Source organism: Oerskovia turbata, assembly GCF_000718325.1.
Taxonomy (GTDB): domain Bacteria; phylum Actinomycetota; class Actinomycetes; order Actinomycetales; family Cellulomonadaceae; genus Oerskovia; species Oerskovia turbata.
In genome coordinates this window covers 78,336-105,195 of sequence record NZ_JOFV01000009.1, presented here as the reverse complement: position 1 = coordinate 105,195, position 26,860 = coordinate 78,336, and the positions used below count along the sequence as shown (strand labels likewise).

Below are 26,860 nucleotides of genomic sequence, written 5' to 3'. Positions count from 1 at the left end.
CCGACGAGGGAAGGTCGCACGGCACGGGACGGGCCGCCGGGCGCGGCCGGTAGCCTCGGTGGCATGTCCGTCCTCCCCGTACCCGGCCCCGACCTCCCCGACTCCCCCGCGCTCCCGAGCCCGGGGGTCGCGTTCGCGGGGCGCACGTTCGACGCGATCCTGTTCGACATGGACGGCACCCTGATCGACTCGGTGCCCGCGGTCGACCGGAACTGGCGCCGCTGGGCGCACGAGTACGGCCTGCCGGACGCGGACACGTTCCAGATCGAGCACGGCACCCCGGCGCGGACGTTCATCGCGCGCCTCCTGCCCGCCGACCTGGTCGAGGAGGCGTACCACCGCATCCACGACCTCGAGCTCCACGACACCGAGGGCGTGCGCGTCCTCCCGGGCACGGTCGACGCGTTCGCGTCGCTCCCCGCGACACGTCAGGCGATCGTCACGTCGTGCACGCGCCCGCTCGCGGCGGCGCGCATCGGGGCGTCGGGCCTCGTGCCGCCCGCGGTCGTGGTCACGGCCGACGACGTCACGCACGGCAAGCCCGACCCGGACCCGTTCCTGCTGGGCGCCGAGCGGCTCGGCGTCGACCCGTCGCGGTGCCTCGTGGTCGAGGACGCGCCCGCCGGTGTCGCCGCGGGCCGGGCGGCGGGGTGCGCGGTGCTCGTCGTCGAGGGCACGCACACGCTCGCCCAGCTCGCGCGGTCCGCCGTGGCTCCCGACGCGGGCGCGAGCGGGCTCGACCAGGTGCGCTTCGCCGTCGGGCAGGACGGGTCGATCAGCGTGACCGACGCCTGACCGGCGCCTACCCCTCGCCCAGGGCCGCGACCCCGCGCCGGATCGCGAGCACGGTCGCCCCCGCGACGAAGTAGTCCTCGTCCGACCCGCTGCGCACGTCGTGCACCGCCTGCCGCAGCCGCTCGGCCGCGTCCTGGACGTGGCCGAGCGCCTCGGGGTCCGCGAGCGTCCCGGCCGTCGACCGCACGGCGTCCGCGTACGCGCGCAGGGCGTCACGCACGAGCGGCCGCAGGGACCGGCCGAACGCGAGCGCGTCACGGTCCTGCCGCTCCCAGCCCGTGACGAGCCGGGTCAGGTCCCCGACGACCGACGACGTGACACCCAGCGCGCTCGCCCGGGACCCCTGTGCGCGGGTCGTCTCGGCGTACCGGCGGGCCCGACGGTTGATGTGCGCCGCCTCGCGCGCCTGCTCGGCGGACCGCTGCGACCGGTCGACCACTGGCCCGAGGAGCAGCCGCCGCTCGTCCCACTCCTCGGGAGAGGGCGCGACGTCGCTGTCGAGCCCGTCCGCGAGGTGGTCGAGCTGGTCCGCGAGCGCGTCCCTGAGCCGGTCGAGGTCGACGTCGGACGCCACGAGGGGCAGCGGCGGGAAGAGCAGGTTGATGCCGATCCCGACCAGCGCCCCGACCAGGACCAGGCCGATGTACGCCCCCGTGTACCCGACCTTGTCCGCGTTCCCGATGATGAGGACGAACAGCGCCGAGGTCACGGCCCACGACCCCATGTCACCCAGGAGCCCCCACCCCGCGACGAGGATCGCCACGGCGACGACGAGCGCGACCGACAGCGCACTGGGCGCGAGCACGAGGTCCACGCCGCGCGCCACGAGCGCCCCGACGACGATCGCTCCGACCGCTTGGAGGGACTCGCGGACGGATCGGGCCACGGTGCTCGTGGTCGCCACGACCGCCCCGAGGGGCGCGTAGTACGGGTAGTCCGAGAAGGGTTGCGGCAGCACGATCCCGACGACCCAGGCGACGGCGGCCGCCACGGCGCCGCGCAGCGCCATGGCCCACCGGGGGTGCAGGTGCCACTGGCGGAGCGCGGCGGCGCCCAGGCCGCGGGCTCGGCTCGCCCGGGGCGACCGGGGCACGGAGTCGGTCGTCATCGCGCCACCCTAGGCACGGCTGGGACGGGTCCGCAGGGGCGGGCTCCGGGTGGGTACGGTGTCGCCGTGACGACGACCTGGCGGGTGCGCCCCGTCCTCCTCGACGACGAGCACGAGTGGCTCGACCTGTACGCGGGCTACCGCGCGTTCTACGAGCTGCCCGCGGACGCGGCGCGGGACGCCCTGGTCTGGTCCTGGCTGCACGACGGCGCCTCGGGGGTCCGCGGTCTCGTCGCCACCGACGGGGCACGCCTGGGCGGCATCGCGGTGCTGCGGACGTTCGAGCGCCCGCTCGACGGGTCGCACGGGTGCTGGCTCGACGACCTGTTCGTCGCCCAGGCGGCGCGAGGGGCCGGTGTCGGGCGTCTGCTGCTCGGGGCCGTCGGGGTGCACGCCGGGGACCTGGGGGCGAGCGTCGTGCGGTGGATCACCGACCCGGCGAACGCCACGGCCAGGCGGCTCTACGACTCGGTCGCGACGGCGACCCCGTGGGTCACGTACGACATGTCGCCCGGGGACGGGCGCCTGGGCTAGATCACGCCGGCGCGCAGCGCGGCGGACACGACCTTCGAGGCCGCGGCGTGGACCTCCATGAGCTCGTCGAGGGTCAGGCCCGTCGCGGCGGTGATCGCGGGCGGCACCTTCTCGGCCTGGGTGCGGAGCTCGCGCCCGGCCGGGGTCAGCGTGACGTCGACGACGCGGCCGTCGTGCTCGTTGCGCGATCGCGTGAGGTACCCCGTGGTCTCGAGGCGTCGCACGAGCGGCGAGAGCGTGCCGGGGTCCAGGTGGAGCCGCTCGGCGAGCGACGTGGCCGTGGTGCGCTCGCCGACCGCGGCGTCCTGCCACAGCGCGAGCATCACGAGGTACTGCGGGTGGGTCAGGCGCAGGGGTTCGAGCAGCGGCTTGTACATGGCGACCATCGCGCGGGCGCCGGCCGACAGCGCGAAGCAGACCTGGGACTCGAGCGCGAGCGGGTCGGTTCGGGGCAGCGGGGCGCTGTCGATCGAGGTGGTCATGTCGTCATCGTAGCCAGATCTCCCTTATGCTTGGCACACCAATCATTGGTGCACCATCTACTTGAACCGTTCTCGAGAGGAGAGGCGCATGGCCGACAAGCAGCGACGACGCCCCCTGGGCCTGCGCATGACCGAGACGTTCCTGCCGATCTTCGGCCCAGCACAGGTCGGGAAGCAGGGCTCGGCGGGGCGCGGCGTCTCCGCAGCCGAGGCCGAGCGCGAGCGCGAGCTCAAGACGCGCTTCGAGTACGTGACGGGCCCCGACGGCCGCAGCTACGTCGTCGAGCACACGGACACCCCGACGGCAGACTGAGCCCGCCCCCCGTTCTCGACGCACCCAGGTCACTCGTTCGGGTAGACCACGCCCGTCTGGCGGCGGACCTCGTCCATGGTCCGCATGACGTCGAGCGTGCCCTGCCACGTCATGCGCGGGCTCTCGGTCAGGCCGGCCTCGACGCAGCGCGCGACCTCGGCCGCCTGGTACTGCTTGCCCTCGCCCCGGAAGCCCTCGTAGCGCCACTGCGCGCCGTCGTGCCGGACCACACGGAACGACGTCGGGGCGTAGAACGTGCCCTCGATCTCGATGCGTCCCGCTGTCCCGGAGATCGACGCGACGTTGGGCGTCTGCGACCACAGGGTCGTCGACAGCGTCGCCATGGCCCGGCCGTACCCGAGCGTGATGCCGAGCTGGCCGTCGACGCCCGTCTCGGTCAGCGCGCCGACCGCGGTGACCGACGACGGCGCCCCCAGCACGTCGTGCGCGAACGACACGGGGTACACGCCCAGGTCGAGCAGCGCGCCACCCGCGAGGTCGGGCGCGTAGAGCCGGTGCTCGGGGTCGAACGGGAAGAACTGGCCGTGGTCGGCGCTGACGTTGACGATCTCCCCGATCTCCCCGCGCGCGATCACCCCGCGCAGCGCCGCGACGTGCGGCAGGAACCGCGTCCACATGGCCTCCATGACGAACACGCCCGCGGCCCGCGCGGCGTCGAGGACCTCTCGCGCCTCGGCCTCGTTGCGCGTGAACGCCTTCTCGACCAGGACGTGCTTGCCCGCGGCGATGGCGAGCAGCGCGTGGTCCCGGTGGTGCGAGTGGGGTGTCGCGACGTACACGACGTCGACCTGCGGATCCTCGACGAGCTCGGTGTAGTCGGCGTGGGTCGTGTGGATGCCGCGCTCGGTCGCGAAGCGCTCGGCCCGGACACGGTCGCGCGAGCCGACGGCCACGACACGCGCCCGCGTGTGGTCGCGCACGGCCTCGGCGAACGACCCGGCGATGTTCCCGGCGCCCAGGATCCCCCAGCGGACGGTGGGAGCGCTCCGCGGATCGGGCACGACGCCGGAGACCACCTCGGGCAGGTCGGCGGCGGTCGCGACGAGGTCGGGCAGGGAGGCAGGCTGGTCGGTCGGTGCCGCGGTGCGGGCGTCGTTGCTCATGGGTTCACGCTAACCCCGTGAGAACGCTGCCACGGGTGATTGCCCGAGGTGTGGTCGCGCGGAGCCCAGATGGGCCGGCCTGTGAACGGCCCCCACCTCCTTCTCGACACCGCTACTCCCCCGGGTACACGACCCCCAGCTGCGCGCGCGCCACGTCCATGACCCGCATCAGGTCGAGCGTGTCCTGCCACGTCATGCGCGGGCTCTCGGTCAGCCCCGCCGCGAGGCAGCGCGCGACCTCGGCCGCCTCGTACTGCTTGGCCCCCGTCGCGTACCCGTCGTACTCGCGCCGCGCACCGTCGGCCCACACCACGCTGAACGTCGTGGGCACCATGAACCGGTCCACGACCTCGATCCGGCCGCCCGTGCCCGCGACCACGAGCGACGTCGCCGACTGCGCCAGGACCGACGACGAGGCCGTGGCCGTCGCCCGGTCGCCGTACCGCAGCACCACGGTCGACTGGGCGTCCACCCCGGTGGGAGCCTGCAGACCGACGGCCGTGACGTCGTCGGGCATGCCCAGGAGGTCCGTCGCGAACGCGAGCGGGTAGATCCCGATGTCCAGCAGCGCGCCGCCCGCGAGCTCGGGCGCGAAGAGGCGGCTCGCCGGGTCGTACACCGCGTTCGAGCCGTACGACGCCGTGACCGACCGGACCTCGCCGATCTCCCCCTGCGCGATCAGCGCGCGGATCGCGGCGACGTGCGGCAGGTGCCGCGTGAGCACGGCCTCCATGACGAACACGCCCGCAGCCCGCGCCGCGTCCAGGACCTCGCGCGCCTCGGCCTCGTTGCGCGTGAACGCCTTCTCCACGAGCACGGGCTTGCCCGCCGCGATGGCCAGCAGCCCGTGCTCGCGGTGGTGCGAGTGCGGGGTCGCCACGTACACGACGTCCACCTCGGGGTCCGCGACGAGGGCCTCGTACGAGCCGTGCACCGTCGCCGAGGGCGCGTGCCGCTGCGCGAAGTCCCGCGCCCGGTGCGCGTCACGCGACCCCACGGCCGCCACGTGGCCCTGCGTGAACGCCCGCACCTCGTCGGCGAACGAGCCCGCGATCCTCCCCGCCCCCAGGATCCCCCAGCGCACGGGCGGGGCGTCCCCCGGGTCGGGCACGGCGTCGAGCACGTTCACCACTGCGTGAGAGACCATGCGCCCACGCTACTGCGGCCCCGGGGCGGACCGACCGGTCCGCCCCAGGGCCGCAGCCGTCATCGTGTCGTCAGGCGCTCGACCCCCGACGGCGCAGCGCCACGAGCGTGGCCCCGGCGCCGACCAGCAGCACGGCCGCACCCGCGGCCAGGCCGACCGTCGCACCCGTCGTGGCGAGCGCACCGTGCGCGGGCTTCTCCGTCGCCCTCGGAGTCGCCTCGACCGTCGGCGTCCTGGTCGGCGGGACGACCGAGGCGGGCGGCGTCGCCACGGGGGGCACCGTCGTCGGCGGGACCGGCGGGGACGTCAGGTCCACCGGGGTGACAGGGTTGTCGAGCGCGACCTCGACCACGCCCTCCGCACCGACCGTGACCTGCGCGCCACCCTCGACCGGGGTCACCCCCTCGCCCGAGAACACGGGCTCGCCCCAGGTCACACCGTCGATCGCTGCGGGCGAGACCTCGCGCAGGGTCACGACCGTCCCGGCGGCGAGACCGGGGATCGTGACCGTCGCACCGTCGGTCGCCGTGAGGCTGCCCGACGTCGTCTCGCCGTTCCGGTCCGTCGTGTAGTCGACGGTGAACGCGGTGCCCGCCGGGACCGACGCCGCCCCCTCGCCCGTGACGTGCTTGGTCAGGCGGAGCTCGCCGTTGCCGTCACCGTTGCCGTCACCACCGGCCGCCGCGTACTCGAGCACCCGCTGGTCGTCCCATCCGGTGCTGCCCGCGACCTGGTTGGCGAACGTGTCGCCGTCCTGCACGTCCGCGGGCAGCGACATCCGGTAGGTGAAGATGTACATGCGCGAGCCGTCCGTGACGGGGTCGACGAACGTCAGGTCGAACGACGAGCCGGCCGCGTCCGGGGTGTAGACGTACCCCGTCCCGGGGCTGAGGCGTACCGCGCTCGAGCCGTAGTCGCCGTCGTTCCAGTCGGCCAGCGGGACGTACGCGACGGCGAGCGAGTCGTCACGCATGGTCAGCCGCGAGTCGTAGGTGTCGGTCACGACCACGGGGCCACCGGCCGAGGCGGCGAGGAACTCGCTCGGCACGTAGACCTCCCAGACGGCGGTCCTGCCGTCCGTGCTGACCCAACCGCCCTTGACGGGCTGCTCCGGGGCGGACCAGCCGCTCCCGGGGATGACCTCGCCGCCCGGCACGGGAACCTCGATCACCACCTCGTCGCCCGTGGTGAACGCGAACGTGCCGCCCTCGCCCACGCTGCTGACCTGCGCGTAGAAGAACAGCGTGCCGTGGACGTTGGTCGCGGTCTCGACGAACGGGCTGAGCGTGCACACGAAGCCGTCCTGCGTCACGTCGCACGTCCCGACGACCGCGCCGGCGGGCGTCGTGAGGTCGAAAGACTGTGCGAACCCCGTCACACGAGGCGAGTCAGGGAACGCCAGCGTGAATGTGTCCCCGGCGCGCGAGCCGTCCGGCACGGCCCAGGTGGCCTCGATCCGGAGCGACTGCCACAGGTGCACCTCGTCCAGGGGCTGCGTGATCGTGACCGTCTTGATGGCGTCGAGCTCGGCGGCGGACGCTGTGCGGGGCATCGCGACGACGCCCACGAGCACGAGCAGGGCCGCGAGCGCCGTCGACAGCAGGCGCCACGCGAGCGTGGGGGGCGCCGTCGTAGGGGGCGCGGTCGTGGGGGGCGCGGTCGTGGGGGGCGCGGCGAGCACCGCCGCGTGCCGGGGGGATCCGGCCTGAGTGTTGTTCGTCATGATGGGCTCCTCGGGTGGTGCCCGGCGGTCCGGGGGGCGAGCCGTCGGGTCGCACGGGCCGGTGGTCCGTGGCAAGGGGGAGGACCGCGCCGCGTCGGTGTCTTGACGCGAGATCCGCGGACGTGTCGCACGTCACCCACCGCAGGGGCCACGATGGAGACGTTCCGACCGAAGGGAGCCCCGATGGAACCCGCCACGTCCCCGCCCGGCTCACCCGGCCCATCCGGCCCACCTGCACCCGCCCGCCCGGCGACCGGTCACGCGACCACGCTGCCCCCGGCCGCGCCTGACGGGACGGCGGCCTGGGCGCGCGACCTCGTCAAGACGTACGGCCAGGGCGAGACGGTCGTGCGTGCGCTCGACGGGGTCGACGTGGACTTCCGTGCGGCCGAGCTCACGGCGATCATGGGGCCGTCAGGCTCGGGCAAGTCGACGCTCATGCACTGCATGGCGGGCCTGGACTCGCCGACGTCGGGCCGGGTCGTGATCGACGGGACCGAGGTGAGCCGCCTCTCGCAGCGCCGCCTCACGGGCCTGCGGCGGACGCGGATCGGGTTCGTGTTCCAGTCGTACAACCTGGTTCCGACGCTCACGGCCGCGGAGAACATCACGCTCCCGCTCGACATCGCCCGGGTCCCGGTGGACCGGGCGTGGTTCGACGAGGTCGTCGGTGCCGTGGGGTTGGGCGACCGACTGCACCACCGGCCGGCCGAGCTCTCGGGCGGGCAGCAGCAGCGGGTCGCGTGCGCGCGGGCCCTGGTGTCGCGTCCGTCCGTGGTGTTCGCCGACGAGCCGACGGGCAACCTCGACTCGCGCTCGTCCGCGGAGGTCCTGGGGTTCCTGCGGAGGTCGGTCGACGAGCTGGGACAGACGGTCGTCATGGTCACGCACGACCCGCGCGCGGCCTCGTACGCGCACCGGGTCCTGTTCCTGACCGACGGGCAGATCACGGCCGACCTCGCGGCCCCGACGCGGCGCGACATCCTCGACGCTCTCGGGCAGGCGGAGGAGGACTGATGCTGCGGGTCGCGCTGCGCGGGGTCCGGGCGCACCTCGTCCGTTTCCTGCTGTCGACGCTCGCGGTGATGCTCGGGGTCGCGTTCGTCGTGGGGACGTTCACGTTCCGCGCGATGCTGTCCTCGACGTTCGACGAGATCATCGCGACGACGCTCGTGGCCGACGTGTACGTGCGCGGCGCCGAGGAGATCGACGACTCCACGACGGCGGGCAGCACGTTCGGGACGCCGCACTCCCCGGTGCCGGTCTCCCTCGCGGACACGGTCGCGGGGGTCGACGGCGTCGCGCGCGCCGTGCCCGACGCGTCGGGCACGATCGTCCTCGTCGCGGCGGACGGCACGGCCGTCACGACGTCGGGTCCGCCGAGCATCGGGATCGCGGTGGGGCCCGACGAGCCGACCGTGACGCTCGCGGGCGGCGCGTGGCCCGTGGGGCCTGCCGAGATCGCCCTGGAGGAGAGCGCCGCGTCGGCCGCCGACCTGACGACGGGGGACGCGACGACCGTGGTCCTGGCGGGAGCCCCCCAGCCCGTCACAGTGACGGGGATCTTCGCGATCGAGGCGGCAGCGGCCGGCACCATCCTCGTGGGGCTCGACCCCGCGACCGCGCTCGCGACCTACGCCCCCGACGGCACGGTCCCCACGATCTCGGTCTACGCCGCGGGCGACGTGTCCGAGGAGGTGCTGGCCGGGCGCGTGGCCGAGGTCCTCCCGGCAGGTGCGGAGTCCCTCACGGGTGAGGCCCTGCGTGAAGAGGCCCGCCAGGGTGTCGAGCAGATCCTCGGCTTCGTCGAGACGTTCCTGCTGGTCTTCGCCGCCATCGCGCTGTTCGTGGGTGCCTTCATCATCGCCAACACGTTCGCGATGTCGGTGCGCGAGCGTCAGCGCGAGTTCGCCCTGCTGCGGGCTCTCGGGGCCTCGCCCGCGCAGGTGTTCGCGTCGATCCTGGCGCAGGCCGTCGCGGTCGGGATCATCGGCGCGGCGACGGGTGTGGTGCTGGGCCGGGTGCTGGTCAGCGGCCTGCGCGCGGTGTTCGGCTCGACGGGCCTGGAGCTCTCGGGTCGTGTGCCGTTGAGCGCGACCTCTGTCGTGATCGCGATCTCGCTCGGGGTCCTGGTGAGCGTGGTCGCGGCCGCGGTCCCGGGCCGTCGCGCGGCCCTGACTCCCCCGGTCCAGGCCATGCACGACGACGTCGCACCGGACCGCGGGACCGGCACCCGGGCGGTGGTCGGGCTGGTGCTGGTGGTGGTCGGCGCAGGGCTCCTGATCCTGGCCTCACGGCTGGGGAGCTCGGCCTCGGCCGACCCGACCGGGTGGGCAGTGGTCGACGACCTCAACCCACGGGTCCTGCTCGCGGTCGGCGCGAGCGCCGCGCTCGTGGGTGTCCTCGTCCTGTCCCCCGCGATCGCCGGTGCCGTCATCACGGTGCTCGCCGTGCCCGCCGTGGCCGCGATCCGCCCCCTCGGCCGACTGGCGCGCGGCAACGTCACGCGCAGCCCCCGCCGCACCTCGAACACGGCCGGGGCGCTGCTGATCGGGATGGCCCTCGTGAGCGCGACCGGGGTCATCGCCGCCTCGACGCAGGCCTCGGTCCGGTCGATCGTCGACGAGCAGGTGCGGGCCGACTACGTGGTCCAGGCCGCCGCCGCCACGGGTGCGCTCCCCCCAGGGGTCACCGACGCCGTGACCGGGCTCCCCGCCGTCGGGCAGGCGCTCCCGCTGCGGCTCGGGACGCTCGACGTCGCGGGCGAGCCCAGCGGGGCCACGGTCGTGCCGCCCGGGTTCTTCACCGAGGCGCTCGACGCGCCCGTGGTCGAGGGCGACCCCGACCAGGCCCTCGCCGACGGCGAGGCGGTGGTGCGCCGGACCGCTGCGCGCGACCACGGCTGGGCGGTCGGCGACTCCCTGACCCTCACGAGCGACGACGGCACCCGGACGCAGGACGTGAGCGTCGGGGCGATCATCGACACCCAGGTCATCTCGTCCGACGTGGTCCTCGCCGACGCGACGTACGCGGACGTCGGGGCCGCCGAGATCCCGACGTACGCCGTGTACGTCACGGCCGCCCCGGGGACCACGACCACCGAGCTGCGCGCCGCGCTCACCGAGGCCGTCAAGCCCTTCCTCGTGGTCTCGGTGCTCGACCGCGAGGACCTCGCCAACGCGGCCGCGGCGCAGGTGGACCAGGTCCTCGTGATCCTCTACGCGCTGCTCGGGCTGTCGATCGTCATCGCGCTGCTCGGCATCGTCAACACGCTCGCGCTGTCGATCATCGAGCGCACGCGGGAGATCGGGCTGCTGCGCGCAGTGGGGCTCGGACGCCTCCAGCTCGCGGGCATCATCACGATCGAGTCGGTCCTGACCGCGGTCTACGGTACGGTGCTGGGCGTGCTCACGGGCATCGCGATCGCGGCCGCCCTGCCGGGGGTGCTCGCCGAGCAGGGCCTCACGAGTCTCGCGATCCCCTGGGGCCAGGTGCTCGCGGTCCTGGGGCTCGCCGTCGTGATCGGGCTCGTCGCGAGCGTCTGGCCGGGCATCCGGGCCTCACGCCTGCCCGTGCTGGAGGCCGTCACGGTCGACTGACCACCACGTCTCGGACGGCGGGACGACGACGGACGTCACACGGCCCCACCGGGCGGTCGGGCGTGCCTCGACATAGCGTCGAGGTGTCGGCGGTCCGCGAGGAGCGACCCTCCGCGCGGGTCCGGTGACGTCCTGTCCAGCACTCCGAGGAGGCCCCCATGTCCGAGATCCCGATCCGCACCCTCATCAGCCCCCTGCGCTACGTGCAGTCGCGCGGCGCGCTGTCCCGGCTCGGTGAGTTCGTCGCCCCGATCGGCACCAAGCCGCTGCTCGTGGCCGACGACGTGGTGTGGGAGATCGTCGAGGACACCGTCGCCGAGTCGTTCCAGGCCGCGAACCTGCGCCGCGAGCGCGAGGGCTTCGGCACGTACGCGACCGCGGCCGCCGTCGACCACCTCGCACGGCGCATCCGCGAGAGCGGCGCCGACGTGATCGTGGGCATCGGTGGCGGCAGCACCATCGACGCGGTCAAGGCCGCCGGGCACCTCGAAGGAATCCGCTGGGTCTCGGTGCCGACCCTTGCGTCGACCGACGCGCCGTGCTCCGCGCTGTCCGTGATCTACACCGAGGACGGTGCGTTCGAGGAGTACCGCTTCTTCCCGCACAACCCCGACCTGGTCCTCGTGGACACCCAGCTCGTCGCGAACGCCCCGGTGAGGTTCCTCGTCGCGGGCATCGGCGACGCGCTCGCCACCTGGATCGAGGCGCGCGCCGTGGCCAAGGCCAACGCGACGACCATGGCGGGCGGCCTGCCGCTCATCACGGGCACCGCGCTCGCCGAGCTCTCCTGGAAGATCCTGTGGGAGAGCTCGCTGCCCGCGATCGAAGCCGTCAAGGAGCACCTCGTCACGCCCGCGGTCGACGCCGTGGTCGAGGCCAACACCCTGCTGTCCGGGCTGGGCTTCGAGTCGGGCGGCCTCGCCGCGGCCCACGCGATCCACAACGGACTCACGGCAGCACCGCAGACCCACGGCCTCACGCACGGCCAGAAGGTCAACATCGGCTCGCTGACCCAGCTCGTGCTGGAGGGCGCCCCGTCGCAGGAGGTCCGCGACTTCGTGGAGTTCACGACGCGCGTCGGGCTGCCCAACACGCTCACCGAGATCGGGCTCACGACGGCCGACGTGGGCGACCTGCGCCGCGTCGCCGAGGCAGCGACCGCCCCCGGCGAGACCATCCACGCGATGCCCTTCGAGGTCCGCGTGCCCGAGCTCGTCGACGCGCTGCGCTCGATCGAGGGACTGTCGCGCTCGATCCGCGCGGACGCGGGCCTGCCCGAGCCGGTCGCGCACACGCACCACTGAGGTTCCGCGCGACAAAGGCCCCGGGCCCGCTCCCTCAGGGGTGCAGGTCCGGGGCCTTCGTCACGCGCGGGCCGGTTCGGGGGCCCTCTCCCGAGAGCTCCGAGCCGCGACCGCTACTTCTTCTCGGCCGACGCCTTCTTGACCGGGGCCTTCTTCGCAGCGGGCTTCTTCGCCGGGGCCTTGCGGGCCGGGGCCTTCTTCTTCGCCGGGCCCGCCGCGCGCTTCTCCGCGAGGAGCTCGATGGCCTTCTCCGGAGTGATGGACTCGGGCGTCAGGTCGCGCGGCAGCGTCCGGTTCGTCTCGCCGTCCGTGACGTACGCGCCGAAGCGGCCGTCCTTGACGACGATGGGCTTGCCCGACGTCGGGTCCTCACCGAGCTCGCGAAGCGGCGGGGTGGCCGTGGCACCGCGACCGCGCTTGGGCTGCTTGTACAGCTCGAGCGCCTCCTCGAGCGTGACCGTGAACATGGCCTCCTCGGACGGGAGGGTGCGCGAGTCCGTGCCCTTCTTGAGGTACGGACCGTAGCGGCCGTTCTGCGCGGTGATCTCGACACCCGTCTCCGGGTCCGTGCCGACGACGCGCGGCAGCGACAGCAGCCGGAGCGCGTCCTCGAGCGTCACGGTGTCGAGGCTCATGTCCTTGAGCAGCGACGCCGTGCGGGGCTTGGGCAGCGCGGCCTTGGCCTTCTTGAGCGCCGCGGCCGACAGCCCCTCGTCGAACGTCGGCTCGGGGAGCTGCTCGGTCACGTACGGGCCGTAACGTCCCGCGCGGGCCACGACGGGGTTCCCCGACCCGGGGTCGGTGCCGAGGACCCGACCGTCGTCGGCGCCCGCGGCAAGCAGCTCGCGCGCCTTGTCGACCGTGAGCTCGTCGGGGGCCAGGTCGTCGGGCACCGAGGCGCGCGGCGGGTTCTCCCCCTCCTTGACCGGGACGGACAGATCTTCGACGTACGGCCCGTACCGACCTACGCGGAGCTGGATCCCCTCACCGATCTGGACCGAGTTGATGTCGCGCGCGTCGATCTCGCCGAGGTCGTCGACGAGCTGGCGCAGCCCCTCGCCCTCCTCACGGCCCGTGCCGTCCCCGAAGTAGAACCGGGTCAGCCAGGCGACGCGGTCCTTGTCGCCGGCGGCGATCGCGTCGAGGTCGGCCTCCATCTCCGCGGTGAAGTCGTAGTCGATGAGCCACTCGAAGTGCTCCTCCAGGAGCCGGATCACGGCGAACGCGAGCCAGCTCGGGACCAGAGCCTGGCCGCGCGACAGCACGTACCCGCGGTCCTGGATCGTCGAGATCGTCGACGCGAACGTGGACGGGCGCCCGATGCCGCGCTCCTCGAGCGCCTTGATGAGGCTGGCCTCGGTGTAGCGCGGGGGTGCGGACGTCGAGTGACCGTCAGCGGTCAGGTCCCGGCCGCCGAGCAGGTCGCCCTCGCTCATCTGGGGCAGGCGGGCGTCCTCGTCGTTGCGCCGGCGGCCGGACTTCGCGGAGGTGCCGTCGGCCGTCTCCGCGCCGTCGTCGGTGCCCTCCTCGTACGCGGCGAGGAAGCCGCGGAACGAGATGACCGTGCCGGAGGCCGCGAACACGGCCTCGGGGGCCGGGCCGTCCGGCACGAACGTCTTGCCCGAGAGCGGGGCCACCGCGGTCAGGCCGATCGGCGCAGCCAGCCGCACCGACGCCGTCGACCCCTTGGCGTCCGCCATCTGCGACGCGACCGTGCGCTTCCAGATGAGCTCGTACAGCTTGAACTGGTCGCCGCTGATCTCGCGGGCGACCTGGGCCGGTGTGCGGAACGAGTCGCCGGCGGGGCGGATGGCCTCGTGGGCCTCCTGCGCGCCCTTCGCCTTCGACGCGTAGACGCGCGGCGAACCGGGCACGAACTCGGGCCCGTACAGCTCGGCGGCCTGGCGACGCGCGGCGTCCGTGGCCTCGGCCGACAACGACGGGGAGTCCGTACGCATGTAGGTGATGTAGCCGTTCTCGTACAGCGCCTGCGCGGTACGCATGGTCTGCCGCGAGTTGAAGCGGAGCTTGCGGCTCGCCTCCTGCTGGAGCGTCGACGTCGTGAACGGCGCCGCCGGACGGCGCGTGTACGGCTTGGTCTCGAGGCTGCGGACCGCGAAGTCGGCCCCCTCGAGCCCACCGACCACGAGCGAGGCGGCCTGCTCGTCGAGCTGGACCACGCCGTCACGCGCCGCCGCGGGCTTGAGCTGCCCACGGTCGTCGAAGTCGCGGCCAGAGGCGACGCGCGCCCCGCCGAACTGGACCAGGCGGGCGTCGAAGCTCTTGTCGGCGTCCTCGGCGCTGGGGTCGGCGAGCGAGAACGTGCCGGACACGTCCCAGTACTCGGCGGCGACGAACGCCATGCGCTCACGCTCACGCTCGACGACCAGGCGCGTCGCGACCGACTGGACGCGCCCCGCGGACAGCCCCTGGCGGACCTTGCGCCACAGGACCGGCGAGACCTCGTAGCCGTAGAGACGGTCGAGGATGCGCCGCGTCTCCTGGGCGTCGACCAGGTGCTCGTCGAGGTCGCGCGTGTTCTCGAGCGCACGCTCGATGGCCTCTCGCGTGATCTCGTGGAAGACCATGCGGTGCACAGGCACCTTGGGCTTGAGCTCCTCGAGCAGGTGCCACGCGATGGCCTCGCCCTCACGGTCCTCGTCGGTCGCGAGGTAGAGCTCGTCGGCGTTCTTCAAGGCGCGCTTGAGCTCCGCGACCTTCTTCTTCTTGTCCGCGTACACCTCGTAGTAGGGCTCGAAGCCCTCGTCGACGTTGACCGCGAACTTGCCGAACGGCCCCTTCTTCATGTCGGCGGGCAGCTCGGACGGCTGCGGGAGGTCGCGGATGTGCCCGACGCTCGACTCCACCTCGAAGTCGTCACCGAGGTAGCCCTGGATCTTGCGTGCCTTCGTGGGGGACTCCACGATGACGAGCTTGCGACCTGAGGACATCCGTTCCTGCTTTCCGTTGCTGCTGGTGCGGCTCGTACCCGGAGCGATCTCCGGGTGGGCCGAGGTGCTGAGGTGGGGTCCGGCGTCGGGCAGAGGCAGGGCACACGACCCCACCGTCCCGTTCCCACCGGCAGCCTATGACGTTACGCCACTGGCGCCAGGCGGCACCTTATCCGTTGTGGACGGCCCCCGTGGCCGGGGCTCGCGGTCGTCGGGGACGCCTGCACGGGCGCACCGTCCCCAGATCTGTGGACGACGGTCACGTCTCGGGACGGGACGTCGCCTGGCGGAGCAGGAGCAGCACGGCGAACGAGATCGCCGTCACGGCGACCACCCCCAGCGCCCCGCCCACGTACGCCGTGGTCTCGGCGAGGTCGGTCATGTCCCAGCTCGCGGGATGGACCTCGCGCAGGCACCACGCGGCACCGAGCAGGGCAGCCCCGGCCCCCAGGAACAGCAGCACCGCCACGACGACCGAACCGGGGTAGGCACCGCTGCCGCGCGCCGGGACCGGGTCGAGCGCGCTCGTGGGGGTGAGCGCGAGCGCGAGCGCGGTCCACGCGGTCACGACGAGGAGCGCCGCGACCACGTCGCTCGGTCGGTGCCAGTGACCGATCAGGGTCGAGACTCCCGTGGCGGCCGTGTACGTCCCGCCCAGGACCGCGACGACCGGGCGCGCCGCCCGCGGGACGGCGAGCAGCAGCGCGACCGCGACCGAGGCCGCGACCGTGGTGTGCCCGCTGGGCAGCGTGTTCCCCACGCCCCACCCGCCGCCGATCAGGTCCGGTCGGTCGAGGACCGACTTCTTGAGGAGCTGGGTCGTGATGTTCGACCCGACCACGACGAACGCGACCTGGACCGCGAGCCCCCAGCGCCGACGCAGCAGCGCGATCCCCATGGCCGTGCCCAGGCCCAGCACGACGAAGCTGACCGAGACGACGTCGAGCACGGGCTCCCCGAGCGCCCACAGCGTGCCGCGACCGTAGTCGGACCCGCGCAGCGCCGCCTGGTCCAGGTGCTGCCCCTCCTCGGTCGCGACGAAGTACTGCCAGACCTGCCACACGAGGACGACCGCCGCGAGGGCCGTCATGCTCGCCGCGACACGAGCACCGACGTGCGTCGCCCCCGTGCTCGGCGCGTGCACGGGGCGCGCCCCGACGGCCCGCGGGGGACCCAGCGGGCGTGCGGTCGGCTGCGTCGTCGGAGGAGGAGGGAAGCTCACCCGTCCACCGTAGGTCACCGCGTGTGGGGATCCGGCGAAGAGAACGGGCAGGTCAGGGCGTGGCGGCGGGTGGTCCTCCGCGCAGGCGACGGCAACGCCCACCCGCGAGCGCCGCCTCGACCCGGTCCGCACCCTCACAGTCGGTTCATAGGAACGCCACAGGCACGACCGAGACAGCGCGCGCACGATGGACCCATGACCACGACCCCCGCGCCCACGGAACCCCTCGTCTCCCCGCGCGCCGCCGAACGCCTGACCCGGGCCGACGGCTCGCCCGTGCGCGTCCTCGTGGTCGACGACGAGCCCAACCTCGCCGAGCTCCTCACCTCGGCGCTGCGCTACGAGGGATGGGACGTCTCGACCGCCCTCGACGGGCAGTCCGCGATCCGCACGGCCCGTGACGTCGGGCCCGACGTGATCGTGCTCGACGTCATGCTGCCCGACCTCGACGGCCTCACCGTGCTGCGCCGCATCCGCGCGAACTCGCCCGACCTCCCCGTCCTGTTCCTCACGGCCCGCGACACCGTCGAGGACCGCATCGCGGGACTCACCGCGGGCGGCGACGACTACGTGACCAAGCCGTTCAGCCTCGAAGAGGTCGTGGCCAGGCTGCGCGGCCTCATGCGCCGCGGCGGCGCGACCGCCGCCCGCGAGGACTCGACCGTCGTGGTCGGCGACCTGGTCCTCGACGAGGACTCGCACGAGGTGTTCCGCGGCGGCGACCCCGTCCACCTGTCGGCGACCGAGTTCGAGCTCCTGCGGTACCTCATGCGCAACGCCCGGCGCGTCATGTCCAAGCCGCAGATCCTCGACCGCGTGTGGAACTACGACTTCCGCGGGCAGGCCAACATCGTCGAGCTCTACATCTCCTACCTGCGCCGCAAGATCGACAAGGGCCGCGAGCCCATGATCCACACGCTGCGCGGCGTCGGGTACGTCATCAAGCCCGCCGAGGGAGCGTCGTCGCCGGCGGACGGCGCTCCCGACGGCGCCGCGAAGGCCTGACGCGTGACCTCACCCCGGGCGTCGGCCACCGCCCGACCGCGCACCCTGCGCCGACAGCTCGTCGTCGTCCTCGTCGCGATCCTGCTCGTCCTCAGCGTCGCGCTCGCCGTCAGCTCAGCGCTCGCGCTGCGCACCAGCCTCGTCGACCGCCTCGACGACGAGCTCGTCCAGGCGAGCCAGCGCGCCGAGCGCGGGCCTTTCGACCGGCCGGGCGACCCGGCCCAGGACCCCGGCGCAGGGACCTCCCCGGGCGAGGTGCCGTCGTCAGGTGAGGCTCCGTCGTCGGGCACGGAGAACGGCGACCCTCTGCCTCCCGGTCAGGGCGCCGGGACCGTGGACGTCGTCTACTCGGGCGGCGAGGTGCGGTTCGCCGGGTACATCGACGCGTCCGGCAACCTCCAGCAGCTCACGGACGGACAGGTCGCCGAGCTCGAGACCGTGCCCGCCGACGACCGCCCCCACACGGTCGAGGTGAGCGGCCTCGGCTCGTTCCGCGCCGTCTCGACCACGACCCAGCGGGGCGAGCCCAGCATCACCGCGATGAGCACGTCCGCGGTGACCGAGACGCTCGAACGCTACCTGCTCGTCGAGGCCGGGCTCGTGATCGCAGGGATCGTGCTCGCGTCGGTGCTCGGGACCTGGCTCGTCCGCCGCTCCCTGCGGCCCCTCGACTCGGTCGCCGACGCCGCCGTGCACGTGTCCGAGCTGCCCCTGGACCGGGGAGAGGTCGGCGAGATCCCGCGCGTCGACGAGCAGTTCACGGACGAGCGGACCGAGGTCGGGCAGGTCGGCGCGGCGCTCAACCGCATGCTCGACCACGTCGAGGCGTCCCTCACCGCCCGCCACGAGTCCGAGACACAGGTCCGCCAGTTCGTCGCCGACGCGAGCCACGAGCTGCGCACGCCCCTCGCGTCGATCCGCGGGTACTCGGAGCTCGTGCGCCGCTCCCCCGACGACGTGCCGCCCGACACCCTGCGCGCGCTCGACCGTATCGAGTCCGAGGCGCTGCGCATGGGTGAGCTCGTCGAGGACCTCCTGCTGCTCGCCCGGCTCGACGCCGGCCGACCGCTCGACCGGGAGCCCGTGGATCTCGCGGCGCTCGCGATCGACGCGGTCGCCGACGCCCACGCGGCCAGTCGCGACCACGTGTGGGAGCTGGACCTGCCGCTCGCGGGGGGCGAGGACCCGATGCTCGAGGGCGACGGCCACACCGCCGAGGGTGACGGACCTCCCGCCGAGGGTGACGGGAACCCGGCCGAGGGCGACGCGCTGTGGGCCGATGGCGACGACACGTTCGACATCCCCGACGTCACGGTCGTGGGTGACGAAGCGCGTCTGCGCCAGGTCTTCACGAACCTGCTGGGCAACGCCCGCGTCCACACCCCGCCGGGCACGCGCGTGGTCGTGCGTCTGCGGCCCGACGGCGACGACCACGTCGTCCTGTCCGTGACCGACGACGGCCCCGGCATCCCGCCCGCCCTGCTGCCGTCGCTGTTCCAACGGTTCAGCCGCGGCGACTCGGCACGCAACCGGGTAGGCGGCTCGACCGGGCTGGGCCTCGCGATCGCGCAGGCCGTGGTCCAGGCGCACGGCGGCGAGATCACGGTGCACGACGCGGGCCCGGCTCCGTCGTCGGGCACGACGTTCGAGGTCCGCCTGCCGCGCGGCTGACGTCCCTCGTCGAACATGCGGTGGGCGTCCGCCGAACATGTGGTTGGCGTCCGGAAAGGGACGAAACCGAACGCCAACCGCATGCTCGGCACCGAAGAGGTACCCGGAGACACCGCTCAGAGGGCCGCGTGGGCCTCCTTCTCCTGCTGGTACTCCTCGATCGTCAAGGTCCGCAGGCGCGAGTTGCGGCCCGTCGGGTTGTCGACGTAGCCCACGGCCGAGATGTACGGCTCGATGACGTGGATCTTCTGCAGCGGCGTCACGATGAGCAGCTGGAGCCCGAGGCTCTTGAAGAGCTCGAGCGCGAACCGCGTCGACTCGTCCGACCCGCGGCCGAACGCCTCGTCGATCACGACGAACCGGAACGCCTTGGACCGCACCGCGCCCCAGTCGAGCTTGAACTGGTACGCGAGCGAGGCTGCGAGGATCGTGTAGGCGAGCTTCTCCTTCTGACCGCCGGACTTGCCGCCCGAGTCGGAGTAGTGCTCGTGCTCGACGTCGTCCTCGCGCGACCGCTCGGAGGCCGAGAGCACGAACCAGCTCCGCACGTCGGTCACGCGACGCTTCCACGCCTCGTCGGCCTCGGCCTGCCCCTCACGTCCGCGGAAGCGCTCGACGATCGCCTTGACCCGCAGGAACCGCTCCTCCGAGTAGTACGCGACGGTCTCCTCGCCCGTGTCCTCGTCACGGCGCCCCTCGAGGTCGAGCCCCAGGGCGCCGTCGGTGCACGCCCGCAGGTCCGCCCGGAACTCGCGCACCTCGGTGTTGGGCGTGGGCGCCATCTCGAGGCGGATGTACCGGCCGGGGTTGTAGTCGATCGCGCGCAGCGAGTCGTTGATGATCTCGACGCGCTCGCGGATCAGGTCCGCCTGCTTGGAGAGCTCGGCGTGGAAGCCCGCGATGTCGCGGATCGTGTTGGTGTTGAGGTACGTCTTGAAGTCGACCTCGAAGCGCGGCAGGTCGTCGCGCGTGAGCCGTTCGTGCAGCGCCCGGTACTCGGGGGCCGAGCGCACGTCGTTGTCGAGCTCGGTCGTCTCGACGGGGTACGCGGCGCGGAACGCCGTCATCTGCGCGGCGATGCGCGTCCCGAGCTGCCCCTGCCGGGCCTGCGCCTCCTCGACCCGGCTCGTGAGCCGGGTGCGCAGCGCGCTCTCGATCGCGTCGGGCTCGACGTCACCCGGCGCGCCGCCCTGGGCGGTGGCCTGGTCGCGGGCCTCGGCGTCGAACAGCCGGGCGAGCTCGTCCCCGAGTGCCGCGTCGAGCGGACCCTGCTCGGTGAGCACGCGCGCCGACCGGTCGCGCTGCGTGCGCGCGCTGTCGAGAGCGTGCTTGTCGGCGCCGGCCGCCGAGAGCAGCGCGTCCCGCTCGGACGCGATGCCCGCAGCCCGGCGCGCGAGGTCGCGGAGCTGGTCGGCGATGCGGCTGAGCTCGGTCGACGCGCCCTCGATGCGCCGCTTCTCCTCGTGGAGCTCGGCGATCGCCCGCACGGGCTCCTCCCAGTCGAGCTCGCGCCACTCGCGGAACACGTCGAGCCGGTTGAGCGCACCCGACCGCGAGATCGCCTCGTTCTTCTCGCGCCCGACCGCGTCCCGCCGCTCCTCCAGGGCCGTGCGCCGCGTCGTGACGTCGGTGGCCTCGTCGAGCAGCGCGTCGATCTTGCCCTGGTTGCTCCAACCGAGGACGTAGCCGCTGCGGTCGCGGACGGCGCGGCGGTCGTCCTTCTCGTGGTGGCTCGCCGAGTGCTTGACCTGCCCCTCGCGCGTCACGGCACGCGGCACGCGCTGGAAGTCCGCGAGCGCCTCGGCGCACACGTAGTCCGCGCGGCGTTCGAGCTCGTCGCTCAGCCAGGTCGCGAGGTCGCCGTCCTTGACCTCGAGCAGGTCCGCGAGGAGCGGCCCGTCGTCCCGGCTCGCGGGCGTCCCGACGGCGCCGCGCCCCTTCCCCGAGCGGCCACCGGTGGGCGCGGGCACCCGGTGGTAGACGAGCTTGGACCGCAGGTCGTGCGAGTTGATCCACGCCGAGACGGCGTCGTAGTGCTGGGCGGGCACGAGGAGCGAGAGCGCGAAGCCGCGCAGGACGCGCTCGGCGGCGCCCTCCCACTCGGCGTGCTCGGCGCGCACGCCGATGAGCTCGCCCGCGAAGGGCAGGTCGGCCTCAGTGAGCCCGACGTCGGAGCACAGGCGCGAGCGCAGGTCCAGGCTCGTGCGGGGCAGGTTGGACTCGCGGTCGGCCAGCGACGTGAGCTCGGCGTTGATCTCGCGGGCCTCGGCCTCGACGGCGCGCAGCTCGGCCGCGACCTCCCCTGCGCGACCCTCGATCTCGCCGAGGGCGTCCTGCGCCTGCGACTGCAGGTCGGCCGTGCGTTCGCGCAGCGCCGCGAACTCGTCCCTCGACGTCACGGGCTCCAGGCTCGCGGCGGCCAGGTAGCGCGCGTACTCGTCGGCCTTGGCGCGGCGCTCGGCCCGCTCGACCTCGCGCCGCGCGACCTCGCCCTCGATCTGCGCGAGCCGGTCGCCGCCGTGCCCGGCGCGTTCGACCTCGAGCCGTTGGCGCTCGGCGTCGAGCAGCGCGAGCTCCTCCTTGAGGCGGTCGAGGCCGTCGGCGCGGGCTGCGGTCGACGCCTCGAGCTCGCCGATGCGCGCGTCGAGCCCCTCGACCCGGCGCCCCGCGGTGAAGCCTCGCAGGGCCTCGCGCTGGGCGGACAGGGTCCGCACCTGCTCGCCCGCGGCGTCGTACGCGTCGGCGTCGGCGAGCAGGGGCGCGAGCTGGTCGATCTGCGCGCGGGCCTTGACCACGGCGTCGTGCGCGCTCGTGAGGTCGTCGAAGTGCGCGACGAGCTTCTCGGTCCAGCGGGCCGCGTCGAACGGTTCGAGCATGTGCTCTCGCACGAACTCGTTGAGGTCGCCGACCGACTTCATCGACACGGTCTGGTGGAACAGCTCCATGGCCTGCTCGGACTCGATGCCGAGCAGGCGGCGGAAGTCGCGCCCGTACTCAGGGAAGTGGTCGCGGACCTGCGCGCCGGACTCGCGCAGGCGGCGGCGCAGGACGTTGATGTCGCCGTCGAAGCCCGCGAAGTCGTCGGCGATCGTCATGGGTGACGTGCTGGTGACGTAGAAGCGCTCGGGCTGGCCCTGTGCGCCGTCCTTGAGCCAGAACACCTGGGCCAGCACGGCGCGCGAGTCGAAGCCGCGGTTGGCGAACTCGCCCAGGATGACGGAATAGGTGTGGCCGCGGCGCAGGCCAACGTGCCGGGAGGCGCCCGTGACCTCGTTGCGCTCGGACTTGTAGTGCCCGGCGACGTAGGAGCGCAGCGTGCGCTCGCGCGTGTCCGCGCCGGCGGCCTTGTTGTAGCTGATGCGGTTCGCGGGGAGCAGCAGCGTCGTGATGGCGTCGACGATGGTCGACTTGCCCGAGCCGATGTCGCCCGTGAGCAGCGCGTTGCGCCCTTCGAGCTCGAAGCTCCACGCGTACTTGTCGAACGTGCCCCAGTTGAGGACCTCGAGCCGGTCGAGGCGGTAGCCCGACCGTTGGTCCAGGTCCGCCGCCGCGTCGTGCAGCTCGACCGCGCTGAACAGTGCCTCGGCCATCAGGCCTCCTCGTGGGTCGTGCCGGTGCCGGGCTCGGTGCCGAGCATGCGGTTGGCGTCGGGTTCGGGCCCGTTCTCGACGTCAACCGCATGCTCGGCCTGCGACAACCGCATGGTCGGCGCACCCGCGGGTGCTCCGTCGTCGGGCAGGAGCGCTCCCCCGTCGCGCGACGCGAGCTCGGCCGCGTACTCCGCGAGGCGCGCGTCGAAGTCCGCGAGCCACTGCCCGTCGACGAACGCCTTGAGGATGCGCCGCACCTCGTACGTGTCCGGGGTGTCGGGCACGGGTCGCAGGAACCCGAGCTCGACGACGCGGCGCACGTTGGCCTCGACGCGGTCGCGCGCGCGGGCCTCGTTGCTGGACCCGGGCAGGAAGACGCGGACGAGGTCCACGATCTCGTCGCGCGTCAGGACCAGGCGCGTGTCGCCGCCCTCGGAGTCGAACTGCGCGAGGCGCTTGCGCAGCAGCGCGAGCAGCAGGCTCACGTCGAACGACAGCTCGCGGCGCGCGACGAGGCGCGGGATGAACGTGCCGTCGTGCTCCTCCTCGGGTTGTGCGCGCAGGTACGCGTACCCCTCGGACTCGTCGATCACGATCTCCAGGCCCAGCGTCGCGACGAAGTCCCGCGCCTGCGCCTCGAGCGCGAGCAGGTCGCGCCATGTGCGCGTGCCCGCCTCGCGGTAGACGACGCCCTTGACGAGCGAGGTCACGACGAGCGAGAGCTCGGGGCTGGGCCCACCGGTCTGCCCGGGGCGTTCGGTCCGGACGGGCTGCTGGCTCACGGGGTTCCCTCCTGGGAAGACGGCTGGGTTTGCTTCCGGCCCGACGGGGGGTCGGGCGGAGCGGACGGTTGCTCGGCCGCGACGGGTGGTGCCTGCGCGAGCGAGCGGGCGACCGCGCCCGCGAGGTCCTTGGCCCCGGTCCGGGCGAACGTGACGCGTGGGACGCGGGCGACGCGCACGCGCGGCCCGGCGGGCCCCGGGCGGGACCCGTCGTCGACCGCGGCGCCCGGGGCGTCGGTGGCTCCTGCGGCCTCGTCCTCGGCGCCTGACGCACCGCCGGGGCCGCCCGGCACGGCGTCGACGTCGTCGACCACCCACCGCACCTCGTCGGTGTGCGCGGGGTCGTGCACGACGGCGAAGCGCGGGTCGTCGAGCGACAGGTACGTCACGAGCTCCGCGAGTCCTTGCTCGAGCGGGTTCTCCTCGACGAGCTGCGCGAGCGAGACCTGGCCCCGGCGTCGCAACGCGTCGCGGACGGTGCGGCTCAGGCGCTCGGGGTCGACGTGGACCTGCGTGAACAGGGCCGACGCGTCGAAGTCGGCGACGCCCGCGGTCACGCCCTCGCTCGCGAGCGGCTCCTGGTGCTGGGGCCGGTAGAGGGGGCGCTCGGTCGGCAGGTGCACGTCGACCGAGGTGGCGTCCATGGTCGTCGCGAGCGGCCCCGTGTCGGCGGCCCCCAGGCGCAGGCGGTCCGGTGTGTCGCGCAGCGCGAGGGCGCGCGACTCGATGCTGCGCAGCACGTCGATCACGCGCCGGTTCTCGAGCCACACCTGGTCGTCGAGGAAGCGGCGGAGCTGCTCGGACAGGACGCGCACGGTCGACTGCGTGCGCTCGCCCGCGTCGAGCCAGTCGTAGTGGATGCGGCGCAGGCGGCGTCCGGCCGCACGACCCGTGACGCCGGGGGCGGCCTCGCCGTCGTCCCCGACCTGCTCCTCGAGCGCGGGCAGGGCCTGGACCTTCTCGACGAGCTCGGCGAACTCCTCCTGCCGCTGGCGGTCGAGGAGGAAGTCGTAGAACGCGTGGAAGCTGCGCCCCTGGTCCGAGTCCGCGATCGCGGACCGGCTCCCGACGACCGCGTCCAGCAGGTCGCCCTTGGCGCCGTCCCAACCCGTGATGCGTTCGCGCATCTCGCGGTCGAGGGTCCGGAAGTTCGCCTCGACCTCCCGGAAGTCCGCGAGCAGGTCGGCGGCCGTGCCCGTGAGCTGCTGGTAGCGGTCGCGCTGGGCCGCGGCGTCGAGCAGCGAGAGCTGGCCTGCGCGCACGCGCTCGATCTCCTCGTCGATCCGCGCCCGCCGCGCCTCGAGCTCGCGCAGGCGCGCGTCGGCGTCGGACTCGGTGCCGACCGTGAGCTGGCGCAACAGCTCGAAGACCGTGTTGAGGCGTGACTCCGTGCCGACGAAGCTGCGCTCACGCAGCGCGGAGACCCACGAGACGGCCTTCTCGACGGCCGGGGTCGCGTCGTAGTGCGCCTCCTCCGAGCCCGTCGGGTAGAACTTGCGCAGCCAGCCCTGCTCGGGCGCGGCCCAGTGGTCGAGGTAGGCCTTGGGCGAGCGCGGGTACCTGCGCGCCCCGGCCGCGGTCTCCCCTTCTGCGTCCGCCCCCTCCTGCCCGACGACGTCGCTCGCCACCGTGGTCCCGTCACCGTCGGTCGCGGGCCGGGGCTGCGCACGGGCAGGCACCGGACCGTCGATCGCGTACAGCGCGTCGTCCAGGAGGGAGACCAGCTCGGCCTCACCGATCGAGCGGACGTTCTGCTCGACGAAGACCGTGCCCAGGAAGCTCAGTGCGAGCGGGGCGTTGTCCGAGCGCAGGAGGCGCCAGGCGGGGGTGCGCCGCAGGGCGTCGATGTCGTCGTGCTGCACTCAGGCCCTCTCGCGCGTGTCCGGTGTCGGTGTCGACCGGGGCTGGGTCGCGCGCCGGTCGGGGCGGTCGCCGCAGGGGATCGCACGATCAGCCGCACCGAGCATCCTAGGCGCCGGGTCCCACGATCCCGGGATCGGCACGGAGACCCGGCATGCCCGTTCCTGCCGACGGGGACCTCCGTCGCAGCCCTCCGTCGAACGATGTACGCGCGGCGAGCGAAGATCGGCGAGGTGGGCGACGCCGTCGGGCCTGCACCCGACCAGCATGGACACCATGCCGAGCCTCCTGGAGAACCCGCTGGTCCTGCTGATCCTCGCGTGCGAGGTCGGCTTCTGGGTCGTGCTCGGCGCGGGCCTGATCTCGCGGTACGTGCTGCGCAGGAGACGGCTCAGCACGGTCCTGCTCCTCAGCGTGCCCCTCATCGACCTGCTGCTCGTGACCGTGTCGATCGCGGACGTCGCGGGCGGGTCTCCGCCCGAGGCCGTGCACGGGCTCGCAGCCGTGTACCTGGGGTTCACGGTCGCGTTCGGGCACTCGGTCGTCTCGTGGGCCGACGTCCGCGCCGCGCACTGGTTCGGCGACGGTCCCGCACCCGTCAAGCCGCCCAAGGACGGCCTGGCGGGGCTCGTCCACGAGATGCGAGAGCTCGGCAAGGCGCTGATCGCCGCGGTGATCGCGCTCGGTGTGATCGCGACGCTCTCGACCGTCGCGGGCACCGGGCTCGTGGCTCCCGCCCTGTGGCCCGGCGACCCGCTGTGGAGCTGGGCGCTGCGGGTCTCGATCGTGCTCGGGGCGTGGATCGTGTTCGGTCCCGTGTGGGTGCTGCTCGGGCTGGGGAGCGAGGCGAAGGTCGGTGCGAAGGGCGCGGGTGCTGGACGCAGCGAGGGGCCGGACTCCGAGGGCCCGGGCGGCCCCGTCGACTCGGCGGCCCCGGTGGACTCGGCGGCCGGCCACCGGTCCGGCGGGGCGTGAGGGCGGCGGCGGCGGCGGCCGAGCATGCGGTTGGCGTCTGCCGAACATGCGGTTCGCGTCCTGTCCGGGCCGGATTCCGACGCCAACCGCATGTTCGGCAGCGGGGCTCAGCCGTCCAGCCAGTCCTTGGCCGCCGCGAGGAGCTCCGCGTCGTCGAGCGACGCGTCGAGCCGCAGCCGCGGGTCGGTCCAGCCCGCGAGCGCCCGGGCACGCTCGGCGAGCGAGTCCCACCCGGGCTCGGGCAGGGCCGGGTACCGCGTGCCCCGGGTCACGAGGCGCTCGCGGTGCAGGTCCTCGTCCGCGAGGTAGACCTCGACGAACCAGAGCCTGGTCCCGACGCGCACCGCGAGGTCGACCCACTGCTGCCGGGCCGCGGGGTGGTCGTTGACCGCGTCGACGATGACGGCGTGCCCCAGGAGCAGGTTCTCCTCCGCGACCGACTCCACGGCGAGGTACGCACCCAGGCCCGTGACGTCGTCGTGCACGGCCCCAGCCCGGAGGTACGCGTCCTCGACGGGGTCGACGCTGAGCACCACGGCCCTCAGGTCGCGCGCGAGCAGGCGCGCGAGTCGACTCTTGCCCGTCCCGGGAAGTCCCGCCATCGCGATCAGCACGATCGTGAGACTAGGCCCTCCATGTTTCCGGGGCGCGCCGAGAACGAGGTTGAGGCCGCCA

The 26,860-nt window shown here is 73.5% G+C and carries 20 protein-coding genes; 9 read left to right on the top strand and 11 right to left on the bottom strand.

Translation table 11 applies throughout. The features are described from left to right. Positions 1-63: 63 nt before the first annotated feature. Positions 64-795 carry an HAD-IA family hydrolase gene (locus tag IE95_RS0111650; protein WP_084690172.1) on the top strand — a complete coding sequence of 244 codons (732 nt, stop codon included), beginning with the start codon at positions 64-66 and terminating at the stop codon, positions 793-795. A 7-nt stretch (positions 796-802) separates the two neighbouring features. Here IE95_RS0111650 and IE95_RS19655 read toward each other — a convergent pair whose 3' ends face one another. Then, on the bottom strand, positions 803-1,903 hold the full coding sequence (locus tag IE95_RS19655; protein WP_051703038.1) for an FUSC family protein: 1,101 nt from the start codon (positions 1,901-1,903) through the stop codon (positions 803-805). 66 nt (positions 1,904-1,969) lie between these two features. Here IE95_RS19655 and IE95_RS0111640 point away from each other — a divergent pair, with 66 nt between their 5' ends. Continuing rightward, positions 1,970-2,437 carry a GNAT family N-acetyltransferase gene (locus IE95_RS0111640; protein WP_240666249.1) on the top strand — a complete coding sequence of 156 codons (468 nt, stop codon included), beginning with the start codon at positions 1,970-1,972 and terminating at the stop codon, positions 2,435-2,437. Here the strand turns inward: IE95_RS0111640 and IE95_RS0111635 are convergent. Next, entirely contained in the window at positions 2,434-2,919 is a 486-nt protein-coding gene (locus IE95_RS0111635) for a MarR family winged helix-turn-helix transcriptional regulator (protein WP_030151799.1), read from the bottom strand. The two genes, IE95_RS0111640 and IE95_RS0111635, sit on opposite strands and share 4 nt — an antisense overlap. A gap of 88 nt (positions 2,920-3,007) precedes the next feature. On the opposite strand from IE95_RS0111635, the gene IE95_RS0111630 reads away from it, so the two are divergent. Then, positions 3,008-3,232: a hypothetical protein gene (locus tag IE95_RS0111630; protein ID WP_030151798.1), complete on the top strand. Its 225-nt coding sequence runs from the start codon at positions 3,008-3,010 to the stop codon at positions 3,230-3,232. A 29-nt stretch (positions 3,233-3,261) separates the two neighbouring features. Here the strand turns inward: IE95_RS0111630 and IE95_RS0111625 are convergent, their stop codons facing one another. The 3 genes from IE95_RS0111625 to IE95_RS0111615 form a co-directional block, all read right to left on the bottom strand. Continuing rightward, positions 3,262-4,356: a Gfo/Idh/MocA family protein gene (locus IE95_RS0111625; protein WP_084690170.1), complete on the bottom strand. Its 1,095-nt coding sequence runs from the start codon at positions 4,354-4,356 to the stop codon at positions 3,262-3,264. A 112-nt stretch (positions 4,357-4,468) separates the two neighbouring features. Beyond that, on the bottom strand, positions 4,469-5,503 hold the full coding sequence (locus IE95_RS0111620; RefSeq protein WP_051703037.1) for a Gfo/Idh/MocA family protein: 1,035 nt from the start codon (positions 5,501-5,503) through the stop codon (positions 4,469-4,471). Positions 5,504-5,573: 70 nt separating this feature from the next. Next, positions 5,574-7,226, bottom strand: coding sequence for a DUF5979 domain-containing protein (locus IE95_RS0111615; RefSeq protein ID WP_129429566.1), 1,653 nt, complete (start codon positions 7,224-7,226; stop codon positions 5,574-5,576). A gap of 183 nt (positions 7,227-7,409) precedes the next feature. Between IE95_RS0111615 and IE95_RS0111610 the strand changes: the two genes are divergently transcribed. The 3 genes from IE95_RS0111610 (at position 7,410) to IE95_RS0111600 (ending at position 12,129) form a co-directional block, all read left to right on the top strand. Next, positions 7,410-8,243 carry an ABC transporter ATP-binding protein gene (locus tag IE95_RS0111610; RefSeq protein WP_084690186.1) on the top strand — a complete coding sequence of 278 codons (834 nt, stop codon included), beginning with the start codon at positions 7,410-7,412 and terminating at the stop codon, positions 8,241-8,243. Then, positions 8,243-10,825: an ABC transporter permease gene (locus IE95_RS0111605; protein ID WP_030151793.1), complete on the top strand. Its 2,583-nt coding sequence runs from the start codon at positions 8,243-8,245 to the stop codon at positions 10,823-10,825. Before IE95_RS0111610 ends, IE95_RS0111605 begins: the two co-directional genes overlap by 1 nt. Positions 10,826-10,983: 158 nt before the next feature. Next, positions 10,984-12,129, top strand: coding sequence for a glycerol dehydrogenase (locus IE95_RS0111600; RefSeq protein WP_030151792.1), 1,146 nt, complete (start codon positions 10,984-10,986; stop codon positions 12,127-12,129). Positions 12,130-12,242: 113 nt separating this feature from the next. Here the strand turns inward: IE95_RS0111600 and topA are convergent, their stop codons facing one another. Further along, a complete protein-coding gene (topA, locus tag IE95_RS0111595; RefSeq protein WP_030151791.1) occupies positions 12,243-15,080 on the bottom strand; it encodes a type I DNA topoisomerase in 2,838 nt (945 codons plus the stop codon). A gap of 259 nt (positions 15,081-15,339) precedes the next feature. After that, entirely contained in the window at positions 15,340-16,302 is a 963-nt protein-coding gene (locus IE95_RS0111590) for a phosphatase PAP2 family protein (RefSeq protein WP_240666248.1), read from the bottom strand. Between the two features lie 195 nt (positions 16,303-16,497). Here IE95_RS0111590 and IE95_RS0111585 point away from each other — a divergent pair, with 195 nt between their 5' ends. Together IE95_RS0111585 and IE95_RS21260 are read left to right on the top strand one after the other, a co-directional pair. Beyond that, positions 16,498-17,307: a response regulator transcription factor gene (locus IE95_RS0111585; RefSeq protein WP_030151789.1), complete on the top strand. Its 810-nt coding sequence runs from the start codon at positions 16,498-16,500 to the stop codon at positions 17,305-17,307. Between the two features lie 3 nt (positions 17,308-17,310). Continuing rightward, a complete protein-coding gene (locus IE95_RS21260; RefSeq protein WP_084690168.1) occupies positions 17,311-18,978 on the top strand; it encodes a sensor histidine kinase in 1,668 nt (555 codons plus the stop codon). Between the two features lie 116 nt (positions 18,979-19,094). On the opposite strand, the gene IE95_RS0111575 is transcribed toward IE95_RS21260, so the two are convergent. Genes IE95_RS0111575 through IE95_RS0111565 form a run of 3 tightly spaced genes read right to left on the bottom strand, consistent with a single transcriptional unit; the run spans position 19,095 to position 25,212 of the window. After that, entirely contained in the window at positions 19,095-22,568 is a 3,474-nt protein-coding gene (locus IE95_RS0111575) for an ATP-binding protein (RefSeq protein WP_030151787.1), read from the bottom strand. Continuing rightward, positions 22,568-23,350: a DUF4194 domain-containing protein gene (locus IE95_RS0111570; protein WP_084690166.1), complete on the bottom strand. Its 783-nt coding sequence runs from the start codon at positions 23,348-23,350 to the stop codon at positions 22,568-22,570. The genes IE95_RS0111575 and IE95_RS0111570 overlap by 1 nt, the downstream gene beginning before the upstream one ends. Continuing rightward, positions 23,347-25,212, bottom strand: coding sequence for a DUF3375 domain-containing protein (locus tag IE95_RS0111565; protein WP_051703036.1), 1,866 nt, complete (start codon positions 25,210-25,212; stop codon positions 23,347-23,349). The genes IE95_RS0111570 and IE95_RS0111565 overlap by 4 nt, the downstream gene beginning before the upstream one ends. 274 nt (positions 25,213-25,486) lie before the next feature. Here IE95_RS0111565 and IE95_RS0111560 point away from each other — a divergent pair, with 274 nt between their 5' ends. Beyond that, a complete protein-coding gene (locus tag IE95_RS0111560; RefSeq protein WP_206053301.1) occupies positions 25,487-26,185 on the top strand; it encodes a hypothetical protein in 699 nt (232 codons plus the stop codon). 107 nt (positions 26,186-26,292) lie between these two features. Here IE95_RS0111560 and IE95_RS0111555 read toward each other — a convergent pair whose 3' ends face one another. After that, entirely contained in the window at positions 26,293-26,799 is a 507-nt protein-coding gene (locus tag IE95_RS0111555; RefSeq protein WP_030151783.1) for a P-loop nucleotide/nucleoside kinase family protein, read from the bottom strand. Positions 26,800-26,860: the final 61 nt, after the last annotated feature.